Below are 12,638 nucleotides of genomic sequence, written 5' to 3'. Positions count from 1 at the left end.
TTCGTTCCGTGCCGGTACTGTTCGGCGAATGAGCTCGCTTAATCTCGACGACTTCACCGATCTGATCGAGCGCCCCGACGGCGGTGTACGCCGGGACGCCGAGGCGCGCCGGGAGCGGCTGACCGTGCCGCCCGGGTCGCTGGGCCGCCTGGACGACCTGGGTGAGTGGCTGGCCGCCGCACAGGGGTCCGTACCGGTACGGACCGTCGAACGGCCGCGGGTCCTTCTCTTCGCCGGTGACCACGGCGTCGCCGAACTCGGCGTCTCCGCGCGGCCCGCGGGCAGCGCGGAGTTGCTGGTGCGGGCGATCCTGGAGGGGGCCAGCCCCGTGGCGGTGCTCGCCCGGCGGCTCGGGGTGCCCGTGCGGATCGTGGACATGGCTCTGGACTGCGATCCGGACACGCTGCCCGAGGAGGTCGTACGGCACCGGGTGCGGCGCGGCAGCGGCCGTATCGACATCGAGGACGCGCTGACCCTGGAGGAGGCGGAGGCGGCCTTCCGGGCGGGTGTCGCGCTGGCCGACGAGGAGGCCGACTCGGGCACCGATCTGGTGGTGCTCGGTGATGTCAGCGTCGGGGGGACCACGGCGGCCTCCGTCCTGGTCGCCGCGCTGTGCGGGACCGACGCGTCCGTGGTGACCGGGCGGGGCGGTCTCGCCATCGACGACCTCACGTGGATGCGGAAGTGTGCGGCGATCCGGGACGCGCTGCGGCGGGCGCGGCCGGTGCTCGGGGACCAGTTGCAGTTGCTGGCGACGGTCGGCGGGGCGGACCTCGCGGCGATGACCGGGTTCCTGTTGCAGTCGGCGGTGCGGAAGCTGCCGGTGGTCCTGGACGGCGTCGTGACCGCCGCGTGCGCGCTGGTCGCGCAGCGGGTCGCGTTCCGGGCACCGGACTGGTGGCTGGCCGGGCACGGCAGCGGGGAGCCGGGGCAGGCGAAGGCGCTGGACCGGATGGCGCTGGAGCCGCTGCTGGAGCAGGGCGTGACGGTGGGAGAGGGCGCGGGCGCCCTGCTCGCCCTGCCCCTGGTCCAGGCCGCGGCGGCACTGGCGGCAGAACTCCCGGAGAAGCCGGAGCCGGAGCCGGAGCCGGAAACCGAGGAGAAGCCGGAGGAGTAGCCACCGGACAGGTCACGACCGGGACGGCACCGCCGAGATGCGCCGTCCCGGCCGATCACCGTCGCGACGGAAAAAGAAGACGGGCGGAGACGGAGAGACCGGCGGACCAAGGGGCCGACGGAGGCCAAAGACCGGCCGCCGAGGGAACGGGTAAAAGGGCGGGGGCCGGGCGAGGCAGGGCCGGTTGGGCACCGCCGAGATGCACCGTCCCGGCCGATCACCGTCGCGACGGAAAAAGAAGACCGGCGGAGACGGAGAGACCGGCGGACGAGGGGACCCGCGGGCGAGGCGGCCTGAAGAAGACAGCCCTCCGGTGAGGCGGGCCGTGGAGAGGGCAGCCCTCGGGTGAGGCGGGCCGTGGAGAAGGTAACCCTCGGGTGAGGCGGGTGTTGGGCAAAAAGCGGGGTTGGAGACGTGGTGGCGTCGGCTTGGATGGCAGGGTTCGCCACGGAGACGCCCATATGATCCCTCTCCATGGGAGATGCCCGAATTGCCGTGGAGCAGTGTGATGGACGTGAGCCGGGGCGGCAGGGCAGCGGGGTTTCCCAGCGGGCCGCCGCCTTCGCCGTGTGGTACTTGCGGGTCGTCGCCTTCGTCAACTTCCTCAGCGCGGTGTGGGTGTCGTTGGGTCAGGACGTACGGCGGCACAACCAGGAGAACTTCTTCACGCCGTACCTGCTGACGGCCGGCTTCGCCTCCGGCGTGTTCACCGCGTTCCTCGCCATCACCATGCGGCGGCGGAAGCGGGCCGCCTGGATCCTCAACCTCGTACTGAGCGGGCTGTTCCTCGCACTGTTCGCGTTCGCCATGGCCTTCCCGGAGATCCGGCGGTACGCGCAGAACTGGATCTCGATCGCGCTGACCGCCGCGTTCGTGGGCGCACTGCTGGTCGGCCGGCGGGAGTTCTACGCCAAGGGCGACCGGTCCAACCCCCGCCTCGCCGCCACCGTCGCCGTCGGCGGCGGGCTCCTCGCCTCGCTGTTCGCCGCCCTCCTCGTGACCGTCACCAACCAGGCCCCGCACGCCGCGCGTTCGACGTTCGCGGAGCGCTGGCACTACGGCACCCTGCGCCTGGTGTCGGTCGCCGCCGACCCCTCCCGGTTCCCGTACATCGCACCGCCCAACTGGGTGAACGTCGTCGTCAACGTGCTCAGCACGCTCCTCGTCCTCACCGTGCTCTACGCCGCCTTCCGCTCCCGCCGCGCCGTCGACCCGCTCACCGAGGACGACGAGAAGCGGCTGCGGGTGCTGCTGGAGCGGCACGGGGAGCGGGACTCCCTCGGGTACTTCGCGCTGCGCCGGGAGAAGAGCGTCGTGTGGTCGCCCACCGGGAAGGCGGCGGTGGCGTACCGGGTGGTGGGCGGGGTGAGCCTCGCCTCCGGGGATCCGATCGGGGATCCGGAGGCCTGGCCGGGGGCGATCGTGCCGTGGCTGAGCGAGGCCCGGGCGCACGGGTGGATCCCGGCGGTGATGGGCGCCGGAGAGGAGGCCGGGACCGTGTACGCGCGGCACGGGCTGGACGCCCTGGAGCTCGGCGACGAGGCGATCGTCGAGGTCGCCGAGTTCACGCTGGAGGGGCGGGCCATGCGCACCGTCCGGCAGGCCCACAACCGGGTCGGGCGGGCGGGGTACTCGGTACGGATCCGCCGGCACGAGGACATCCCGGCTGACGAGATGTCGTATCTGATCCGGCGGGCCGACGACTGGCGGGACGGGGCGACCGAGCGCGGGTTCAGCATGGCGCTGGGGCGGCTCGGGGACTCCCGGGACGGGCAGTGCGTGATGCTGGAGTGCACCGACGAGAACGGCGAGCTGCGGGCCCTGCTGTCCTTCGTGCCGTGGGGGCCGGGCGGGCTCTCCCTCGACCTCATGCGCCGGGACCGGGACTCCGACAACGGGCTGATGGAGTTCATGGTCATCGAGCTGCTGCGCCGTGCCGAGGACATCCGGATCACCCAGGTCTCGCTCAACTTCGCGATGTTCCGGTCGGTCTTCGAACGTGGTGCGCGTCTCGGCGCGGGGCCGGTGCTGCGGCTGTGGAGGTCCTTGCTGAGCTTCTTCTCCCGGTGGTGGCAGATCGAGTCCCTGTACCGGGCCAACGCCAAGTACCGGCCCATCTGGGAGCCCCGGTTCCTGCTCTTCGAGAAGAGCGCGGACCTGCCGCGCATCGGCCTCGCGTCGGCCCGTGCGGAGGGGTTCCTGGGGACCGCGGCGCCGGGGCTGCCGAAGTGGGTGCGCCGTCGGCACCTGGACACGCACGGATGAGAACCCACGGATGAGAGCCCACGGATGAGAGCCCACGGATGAGGACCACCGCATGAAGTCGATCGCCCGCTGGGCCCGCACCGAGTGGGGTCTGCTGCACGCCACCGTGCGCGGTCCGCTGCTGAAGCTGCGGCTGCGGGCGGTGCCGATGGCGGTCACGGCGGTGTGCCTGACGACGTTGCTGCAGTTCGCCCAGAACCAGCCGTGGGGCTACCGGTTCGTGGAGAACATCGGGGCGGTCCGCGCCCAGGACCCGCTCTGGCTGGCGCTGCTGCGCACCCCGCTGTCGCTGTTCGTGCCGGCGCTGGATCTGCCGGTGTGGGGTGCGCTGGCGCAGATCCTGGTCGTGTTCGGCATCGCCGAGGTGTGCCTGGGCTGGTGGCGGACCCTGACCATCGCGTACGTGGCGACACTCGCCGGGACGCTGTACGCCCGCCTCGGCATCTCGCTCGGCCCGGGCAGTCCGCTGGGGCTGCCCGCCTCGGACGCGAGGGTCGTGGACACCGGGCCGTCGGCCGCCGTCGTCGGTATCGCGCTCTACCTGGGCTGGCGCTACGGCGCCTATGTCACCGCGGGCGCCGTGGCGGCGGCGATGGCGGTCGAGGTGGGGGTGAAGGAGAACCTCGCCGGCAAGGAGCATCTGGCGGCCATCGTGGGCGTGGCGGCGCTGGGCGGGGCGGTGGTGGCGGGCCGGCGGCTGCGGAACCGGTACGGTCACCGGCGGCCGGGCAGCCGGGCCGGCTCGGGGCGGTCGGGCTTGCCGCCGATCCAGTCCTGAAGGGTCCGGGTGAGCCCGGCCCAGCGGCGGTCGTGGTGGTAGGCGCGCAGTCCGGACCTGGCCCGGGCGCGCGGGCGGTTGGCGTAGAAGCGGCGGGACCAGGCCGAGCCGGGGCGGGCCAGCCGGACCGCGCCGACGATCGCGACCAGCGGGACGACCACGCCGAAGATCGCGGTGCGGGTCTTGCCCTTGCTCAGGGCGACCAGCGAGAAGGCGAAGTTCGCCACGATGTTGGCGATGACGGTCCCCCGGCTCTGGAGTTCGTCGGCCGAGAGGTCGTTGACGCCGAACGGGGAGAACCCGGCGAGCAGCAGCCCGACCAGCGCGGCGGTGATGACGACGGCCTCGACGCTCTTGCGGCCCTCCTCGGTCCAGTAGACGTCGTCGAGGTGCAGGATCAGCGCGAACTCGTCGAGCACGAGCCCCGCGCCGATCCCGAAGACGATCGCGGCGAGGGCCGCGCCGAAGCCCTGGCGGGCGCTGGCGACCGCGCCGAAGCCGCCGACGATGATCAGGACGACCCCGGGGACCACGTGGTGGATGTGCAGCCCGCCCGCCTTCACATTGCCGAACGGGCCCCTTCCGGCCCGGATCAGCCGGGTGATGACCCGCGTGATCACGAAGGTCAGGACGAAGGCGGTCAGGGCGAGCAGCAGCGGGAGTTTGCCGGGCTCGATGATGTTCCGTTCCAACCAGTGCCCCATGTGCGCACTTTATCCCCGGCCGAAGTCCGGCGGAGGCTTGGTCAGATCCTGTTCGGGGCGCGCCTGAAGGCGGGCCGACGCCCGGCCGGGACACGGCCCTTCCTGACTACCGGGTAACCTTCGCCGGTGGCTGCGACCTCTGCGACTCCCTGGCCGGACGGCCTCCGCTTCGCCTTCGGCACCCTCACCGTGTTCCCCGTGAAGGTGACCCGCTGGGACCGCGAGGCGGCCCGCGGCGGCATGCTGTGCGCTCCGCTGGCCGGTCTCGCGGTCGGCGTCTGCGCGGGCACGGCCGGTGCGCTGCTGCTGCTGGCCGGTGCGAGTGCGCTGCTGGCCGCGGTCGCCGCCGTCGCGCTACCGGCCGTGCTCACCCGGGGGTTGCACCTGGACGGCCTCGCCGACACGGCCGACGGGCTGGGCAGCGGCAAGCCCGCGGAGGACGCCCTGCGGATCATGAAGCAGTCGGACATCGGACCGTTCGGGGTGATCACGCTCCTCCTCGTCCTGCTCGGGCAGGTGGCCGCGCTGGCCCAGGCGTACGGCGACTCGTGGCAGCGGGGGGCGCTTGCCGCGGTCGTCTCGGGGACGGTGGCGCGGCTGGCGCTGACACTGGCCGCGGTGGACGGGGTCCCCGCCGCCCGGCCGGAGGGGCTGGGGGCGGCGGTCGCGGGGGTGGTGCCGAAGGTGGGGGCCTCGTTGGTCACGGTCGCGGTGATGGCGGCCGCGGCGGGCGCGGGGGCGGCGATCGGGGCCGGCGAGAGTCTGCGGGCGCTGCTCGCGGTGGTCGGCGCGGAGATGGCGACCGACGTGCTGCTACGGCACTGCAGGCGGCGGTTCGGCGGGGTCACCGGGGATGTGTTCGGGGCGCTCGCCGAGACGGCGGCGACGACCGCGCTGGTCGTTCTCTGCCTCGGCTGACCGGCGTCAGCAGGTTTTGCGCCACACCCCCAGTTCGTACTTCTTCTCCAGCGAGCTCAGCCTCAACTTCCGTGACTCGGCGCAGAACTTGCTCGTCGGCAGTTCGTACTCCACGTGGAAGACCGCCTTGTCCGCCTCGATGAACGGCTTCAGGTCGTCGCACTCGCCGTACTGGGCGCACTGCTCGTTCACCGCGAAGTCGAAGTCCCCCACCAGCTGCGGTATTTGGTCCAGGTCGTTCTTCAGGCCCACCGACATGCCCCGGTCGTGGGCGAGTCGGGCGACGAGCCTGTTGTAGCGGAGCTGGTCGACCGCCTTCAGGGGGAAACCGGTGCGGTTCTTGTAGCCGTCCATGTTGTCGGGCTCCACCGCGTCGAATCCCTTGTCCCTGCACATGTCGAGACGGGACGTCAGCAATGGCTTCAGGACGTCCGTACGGCGGATGTCGAGCCAGCGCTCGCCCTCCCAGCCGTTGCCGCGCCCCAGTACCGAGCCGGGGAACTTCTTCGCGTCCGGGCGCCAGTCCTCCCAGGCGCCGGTGGAGAGGTAGCAGATGACCTTGCGGCCGTCGCGGTGCAGTGCGGCGACGGTCGCCTTCGACTGGTCGAAGCCGTCGATGTCGTAGACGGACGCCTTGACGGAGGTGTCGACACGGCCGCTCAGCTGCCACTGCCAGCTGACCCCGGGCTCGGGCTGCCAGCGCCCGGACCCCTCCGAGGCCTGGGTGCAGCCGGCGAGCAGTGCAAGAAGGGCGAGCAGAGGCATGGTGCGGGGTATCACCGGGCGGGCTCCAGGGTGTTCGGCGAGGTACCCCAGGATGATCTCCCATCCCGGGGACCGCGCGGCGCACGGCCCTGAACGCCACGAGTGTGCCCCGGCCCGCCGGTGGGGATGGGCCGGAAATGGCGACGACGCCACCCTCAGGTGAACGGCCGTAGGAATGAGCGAACGCATACACACGCGTAGGCTCGTCCCAGGTGTTCGCCGACAGGGTGAAGGCCCCGGTCGCAACGCGCCCTGAGGCCACACCTAGGGTCGCTTCCCGGGCCCGGTCGACCCACCCGCTCGGCCACAGCAACTCAACATCGGAAGCGAGATTCCACCACCGTGACTGCTCTCACTCTCAGCACCTCAGCGGCGCCCGGCCTCCGGGCCGACGCGATCGTGATCGGTGTCGCCAAGGGCGCCAAGGGCCCGGTCGTAGCGCCGGGCGCAGAGGCCGTGAACGAGGCCTACGACGGCAAGCTCGCCGGCGTCCTGGAGACCCTCGGTGCCTCGGGTGCCGAGGGCGAACTGACGAAGCTGCCCTCCCCGGCGGGCTTCAAGGCACCGCTGGTCATCGCGGTGGGCCTGGGCGCCGAGCCCGAGGACCGCGACTACCCGGCGGAGGCGCTGCGCAAGGCGGCCGGTGTCGCCGCCCGCGCGCTGACCGGGGCGAAGAAGGCGGCCTTCGCGCTGCCCGTCGAGGACGCGGCCGCCGTCGGCGCCATCGCCGAGGGCGTACTGCTCGGCGCGTACTCCTTCGACACCTACAAGGACAACGGCAAGGACCCGAAGGCGAAGAACGGCAAGGCGCCGCTCGCCGAGGCCGCGCTGCTCGGCGGCAAGCCGCGGGACGCGGCCCACAAGGCGGCCGCGGCCCGCGCCACGGCCGTCTCCGAGGAGCTCAACCGCGCCCGTGACCTGATCAACACCCCGCCGAACGACCTCACGCCTGCCATCTTCGCGGGCATCGCGCAGGAGGCGGCCAAGGAGCACGGGATCAAGATCCAGGTGCTCGACGACAAGGCACTCACCAAGGGCGGCTACGGCGGCATCCTCGGCGTCGGCGGCGGCTCGGCGGCGACGCCGCGGCTGGTGAAGCTGTCGTACACGCACGCCAAGGCGGACAAGCACCTCGCCTTCGTCGGCAAGGGCATCACCTACGACTCGGGCGGTATCTCCCTCAAGCCGGCCGGCCACAACGAGACGATGAAGTGCGACATGAGCGGGGCGGCGGCGGTCTTCGCGGCCGTCGTCGCGGCGGCGCGGCTCGGTCTCGAGGTCAATGTGACCGGGTGGCTGGCGCTGGCCGAGAACATGCCGTCCGGGTCCGCGGTGCGGCCGGGCGACGTGCTGCGCATGTACAGCGGCAAGACGGTCGAGGTGCTCAACACGGACGCGGAGGGGCGGCTGGTGCTCGCCGACGCGCTGTGGGCGGCGTCGGCGGAGAAGCCGGACGCGATCGTGGACGTGGCGACGCTGACCGGCGCGATGATGCTGGCGCTGGGCAGCCGGACGTTCGGCGTCATGGCGAACGACGACGCGTTCCGTTCCACGGTGCACGAGGCCGCGGAGGAGGTGGGCGAGCCGGCGTGGCCGATGCCGCTGCCGGAGCACCTGCGCAAGGGGATGGATTCGGCCACGGCCGACATCGCGAACATGGGTGAGCGGATGGGCGGCGGGCTGGTCGCCGGACTGTTCCTGCGCGAGTTCGTGGGTGAGGGGATCACCTGGGCGCACCTCGACATCGCGGGGCCCGCGTTCAACGAGGGCGGGCCGTTCGGGTACACGCCGAAGGGCGGCACGGGGTCGGCGGTGCGGACGCTGGTGCGGCTGGCCGAGCTGACCGCGGCCGGCGACCTCGGCTGACGTCGGGTTTTGTGGACGGGGCCTCGCCTGCGGGTAGTGCAGGGCCCCGTCGCCGAACAGCTCGGTGGGTTCGGTTGTGCGGCGGCTGCGGGTGGTTCGTGGCTTGTCGCGCAGTTCCTCCCCCAGCCTTCGGCCGGGGGACCCCCGCGCCCCTGACGGGGCGCTGCGTGTGGTGTCTCACACCCCGGCCCCGCGTCTCGTTCACCTCCGACAAGTGCGAAGATGGGGCTCGGCAGGACAGGGCCCCACCCACAGGGCCGAAGAAGAGCGGCCGGACACCAGCCGCCGACCGGTCGCCGTTGACCGGCGTACGGCGCACATGCATGGAGGACGTGACGTGGCGAACGACGCCAGCACCGTTTTCGACCTAGTGATCCTCGGCGGTGGTAGCGGTGGTTACGCCGCGGCCCTGCGCGGGGCGCAGCTGGGCCTGGACGTCGCCCTGATCGAGAAGGACAAGGTCGGCGGTACCTGCCTGCACCGGGGTTGCATCCCCACCAAGGCCCTGCTGCACGCGGGCGAGATCGCCGACCAGGCCCGCGAGAGCGAGCAGTTCGGTGTCAAGGCCACCTTCGAGGGCATCGACGTGCCGGCCGTCCACAAGTACAAGGACGGTGTCATCTCCGGCCTGTACAAGGGTCTGCAGGGGCTCATTGCCTCCCGCAAGGTGACGTACATCGAGGGCACGGGGCGTCTCTCCTCCCCCACCTCCGTCGACGTGAACGGCCAGCGCATCCAGGGCCGCCACGTGCTCCTCGCGACCGGCTCCGTGCCGAAGTCGCTGCCGGGCCTGGAGATCGACGGCAACCGCATCATCTCCTCCGACCACGCCCTCGTCCTGGACCGCGTGCCGAAGTCCGCGATCATCCTGGGCGGCGGTGTCATCGGCGTCGAGTTCGCCTCCGCCTGGAAGTCCTTCGGTGCCGACGTCACCGTCATCGAGGGCCTCAAGCACCTCGTCCCGGTCGAGGACGAGAACTCCTCCAAGCTTCTTGAGCGCGCCTTCCGCAAGCGCGGCATCAAGTTCAACCTGGGCACCTTCTTCCAGAAGGCCGAGTACACCGCCGACGGCGTCAAGGTCACCCTCGCCGACGGCAAGGAGTTCGAGGCCGAGATCCTGCTGGTGGCGGTGGGCCGCGGGCCCGTCTCCGCCAACCTCGGCTACGAGGAGCAGGGCGTCGCCATGGACCGCGGCTATGTCCTGGTCGACGAGTACATGCGGACGAACGTCCCGACCATCTCCGCCGTCGGCGACCTGGTCCCGACCCTCCAGCTCGCGCACGTCGGCTTCGCCGAGGGCATCCTGGTGGCGGAGCGCCTGGCCGGTCTGAAGGCCGTCCCGATCGACTACGACGGTGTCCCCCGCGTGACCTACTGCCACCCGGAGGTCGCCTCCGTCGGCATCACCGAGGCCAAGGCCAAGGAGATCTACGGTGCGGACAAGGTCGTCGCGCTGAAGTACAACCTGGCGGGCAACGGCAAGAGCAAGATCCTCAACACCTCCGGCGAGATCAAGCTCGTCCAGGTGAAGGACGGTGCCGTGGTCGGCGTCCACATGGTCGGCGACCGCATGGGCGAGCAGGTCGGCGAGGCCCAGCTGATCTACAACTGGGAGGCGCTGCCCACCGAGGTCGCCCAGCTCATCCACGCCCACCCGACGCAGAACGAGGCGCTCGGCGAGGCCCACCTGGCCCTGGCCGGCAAGCCGCTGCACTCGCACGACTGACCCTCGGTCGGCACAAGCGACGACTCAGACTTCCGCAATTCGTAAGGAGCAACCGAAACCATGGCGGTTTCCGTAACCCTTCCGGCGCTCGGCGAGAGCGTCACCGAGGGCACTGTCACCCGCTGGCTGAAGGCCGAGGGCGAGCGCGTCGAGGCCGACGAGCCGCTGCTCGAGGTGTCGACCGACAAGGTCGACACCGAGATCCCGGCCCCCGCCTCGGGCATCCTGGCCTCGATCAAGGTCGCCGAGGACGAGACGGTCGAGGTCGGCGCCGAGCTGGCCATCATCGACGACGGCACGGGCGCGCCCGCTGCCGCCCCGGCCCCGGTCGCCGAGCCCGTCGCCGCTCCGGCTCCGGCCGCTCCGGCTCCGGCCGCCCCGGCCCCCGCGCCGGTCGCCGAGGCCCCCGCCGCCCCGGCCCCGGCCCCCGCCGCCGCTGCGCCCGCCGCTCCGGCCGGTGGCGCGTCCGGCACGGACGTGGTCCTGCCCGCGCTCGGTGAGTCCGTCACCGAGGGCACCGTCACCCGCTGGCTGAAGCAGGTCGGCGAGGAGGTCGGGGAGGACGAGCCCCTGCTCGAGGTCTCCACCGACAAGGTCGACACGGAGATCCCGGCGCCGGTCGCCGGTGTCCTGCTGGAGATCGTGGTCGGCGAGGACGAGACCGCCGAGGTCGGCGCCAAGCTCGCCGTCATCGGCGCCCCGGGTGCCGCTCCGGCGGCTGCCCCGGCCGCTCCGGCTCCGGCGCCCGTCGCCGCTGCCCCGGCCGCGCCCGCCCCTGCGGCTCCGGCCCCCGCGCCCGCCGCCCCTGCCCCGGCGCCCGCTCCGGCTGCTCCGGCCGCGCCCGCCCCGGTCGCCGCCGCTCCGGCTCCGGCCGCCCCGGCTCCGGCCCCCGCGCCGGTGGCCGCCGCCCCCGTCACCCCGGCTCCGGCTCCGGCCGCTCCGGTCGACGAGGGTGCCTACGTCACCCCGCTGGTGCGCAAGCTCGCCGCCGAGAACGGCGTCGACCTGGGCTCCGTCAAGGGCACCGGCGTCGGCGGCCGTATCCGCAAGCAGGACGTCATCGCCGCCGCCGAGGCCGCGAAGGCCGCCGCCGCTGCTCCGGCCCCCGTGGCCGCTGCCGCTCCGGCCGCCGCCGCCAAGAAGGCCCCGGCGCTTGAGGTCTCCCCGCTCCGCGGCCAGACCGTCAAGATGACCCGCATCCGCAAGGTCATCGGCGACAACATGGTCAAGGCGCTGCACGAGCAGGCCCAGCTGTCCTCGGTCGTCGAGGTGGACGTGACCCGCCTGATGCGCCTGCGCGCCCAGGCCAAGGACTCGTTCGCGGCCCGCGAGGGCGTCAAGCTCTCCCCGATGCCGTTCTTCGTCAAGGCGGCCGCCCAGGCGCTGAAGGCCCACCCGGTCATCAACTCCCGGATCAACGAGGCCGACGGCACCATCACCTACTTCGACACCGAGAACGTCGGTATCGCGGTGGACTCCGAGAAGGGCCTGATGACCCCGGTCATCAAGGGCGCCGGCGACCTCAACATCGCCGGTATCGCCAAGGCCACGGCGGACCTGGCCGGCAAGGTCCGCGCCAACAAGATCACCCCGGACGAGCTGTCCGGCGCGACCTTCACCATCTCCAACACCGGCTCGCGCGGCGCGCTGTTCGACACGATCATCGTGCCGCCGAACCAGGTCGCGATCCTCGGCATCGGTGCCACGGTCAAGCGTCCGGCCGTCATCGAGACGGAGGAGGGCACGGTCATCGGCGTCCGCGACATGACGTACCTGACCCTGTCCTACGACCACCGCCTGGTGGACGGCGCCGACGCGGCCCGTTACCTGACGGCCGTCAAGGCGATCCTGGAGGCCGGCGAGTTCGAGGTCGAGCTCGGTCTCTGACCAGCCAGGCAGTACTGACGCTGTTCCACGGCGCCCCCGACCGGAGCACTCCGGCCGGGGGCGCCGCATTTTGCCCCTCTCATGACCCTTTCCCTGCTGCGCCCGCCCGGCGACCGCTACGGTGAGTCAGTTCACACGCGGTTTCGGAGAACGGACGGCAACGCCGTATGGGACCTGTCGGGGGGTGCGTCATGGCGAGCCCGGCGCACGTTCGGCGGGTCGGTCAAGCGGCTCCGGCCGCCGGCCGACATCGGCGACGACCACCCCGGCGACGGCATACGTCCTCTCGGCGTGATGCCCGACTTCCACGTCATCCCGGGCGTTCTGGCACCCCGTCGACCGGGGTGCCCGGTGGATCGTTCGACTGGCGGCTACGAGTTCGGCTACGACTGGCGGCTCTCGTTCCGCCACAACGCGTGGCGGAGGAACTGGAACGCCGGCGCTCCTCGGCTCCGGAACGCGCCGACGCCCAGGTCGTGTTCCTCTGCCACTCGATGGGCGGCCTGGTGGCCCGGTACTACGTCGAGTGCCCAGGCGATCACGAGGTCACCCGCCGCCAGATCGCCCTAGCCGCCTTTCTCAACAACCTCGCCAACCGCCAAGGCGAGACCG

General features: G+C 72.0%; 9 protein-coding genes. 7 read left to right on the top strand and 2 right to left on the bottom strand.

Translation table 11 applies throughout. The annotated features are described in order from the left end of the window. Positions 1 to 28 precede the first annotated feature (28 nt). The 3 genes from cobT (at position 29) to EDD90_RS55890 (ending at position 4,160) form a co-directional block, all read left to right on the top strand. Positions 29 to 1,117 carry a nicotinate-nucleotide--dimethylbenzimidazole phosphoribosyltransferase gene (cobT, locus tag EDD90_RS38975; protein ID WP_123977799.1) on the top strand — a complete coding sequence of 363 codons (1,089 nt, stop codon included), beginning with the start codon at positions 29 to 31 and terminating at the stop codon, positions 1,115 to 1,117. A gap of 474 nt (positions 1,118 to 1,591) precedes the next feature. After that, on the top strand, positions 1,592 to 3,382 hold the full coding sequence (locus EDD90_RS38970; protein WP_123977798.1) for a phosphatidylglycerol lysyltransferase domain-containing protein: 1,791 nt from the start codon (positions 1,592 to 1,594) through the stop codon (positions 3,380 to 3,382). Positions 3,383 to 3,434: 52 nt separating this feature from the next. Then, entirely contained in the window at positions 3,435 to 4,160 is a 726-nt protein-coding gene (locus EDD90_RS55890; protein ID WP_185149386.1) for a hypothetical protein, read from the top strand. On the opposite strand, the gene EDD90_RS38960 is transcribed toward EDD90_RS55890, so the two are convergent. Beyond that, positions 4,097 to 4,864 (bottom strand): hypothetical protein, encoded by a 768-nt coding sequence (locus EDD90_RS38960; RefSeq protein ID WP_123977797.1) that lies wholly within the window; start codon positions 4,862 to 4,864, stop codon positions 4,097 to 4,099. The two genes, EDD90_RS55890 and EDD90_RS38960, sit on opposite strands and share 64 nt — an antisense overlap. Before the next feature lie 126 nt (positions 4,865 to 4,990). Here EDD90_RS38960 and EDD90_RS38955 point away from each other — a divergent pair, with 126 nt between their 5' ends. Further along, positions 4,991 to 5,782, top strand: coding sequence for an adenosylcobinamide-GDP ribazoletransferase (locus tag EDD90_RS38955; RefSeq protein ID WP_123977796.1), 792 nt, complete (start codon positions 4,991 to 4,993; stop codon positions 5,780 to 5,782). Between the two features lie 6 nt (positions 5,783 to 5,788). Here the strand turns inward: EDD90_RS38955 and EDD90_RS38950 are convergent, their stop codons facing one another. Continuing rightward, positions 5,789 to 6,547: an endo alpha-1,4 polygalactosaminidase gene (locus tag EDD90_RS38950; protein ID WP_123977795.1), complete on the bottom strand. Its 759-nt coding sequence runs from the start codon at positions 6,545 to 6,547 to the stop codon at positions 5,789 to 5,791. Between the two features lie 342 nt (positions 6,548 to 6,889). On the opposite strand from EDD90_RS38950, the gene EDD90_RS38945 reads away from it, so the two are divergent. The 3 genes from EDD90_RS38945 to sucB all read left to right on the top strand — a co-directional run bounded on the left by EDD90_RS38945 (position 6,890) and on the right by sucB (position 12,026). Further along, a complete protein-coding gene (locus EDD90_RS38945) occupies positions 6,890 to 8,413 on the top strand; it encodes a leucyl aminopeptidase (RefSeq protein ID WP_123977794.1) in 1,524 nt (507 codons plus the stop codon). Between the two features lie 337 nt (positions 8,414 to 8,750). Then, entirely contained in the window at positions 8,751 to 10,139 is a 1,389-nt protein-coding gene (lpdA, locus tag EDD90_RS38940) for a dihydrolipoyl dehydrogenase (RefSeq protein WP_123977793.1), read from the top strand. Positions 10,140 to 10,199: 60 nt separating this feature from the next. Next, positions 10,200 to 12,026, top strand: a complete 1,827-nt coding sequence (gene sucB / locus EDD90_RS38935) for a 2-oxoglutarate dehydrogenase, E2 component, dihydrolipoamide succinyltransferase (protein ID WP_123977792.1) — start codon at positions 10,200 to 10,202, stop codon at positions 12,024 to 12,026. Positions 12,027 to 12,638: the final 612 nt, after the last annotated feature.

The organism is Streptomyces sp. Ag109_O5-1, from assembly GCF_003814875.1.
Classification (GTDB): domain Bacteria; phylum Actinomycetota; class Actinomycetes; order Streptomycetales; family Streptomycetaceae; genus Streptomyces; species Streptomyces sasae.
This window is presented reverse-complemented; position numbering and strand designations above follow the sequence as displayed.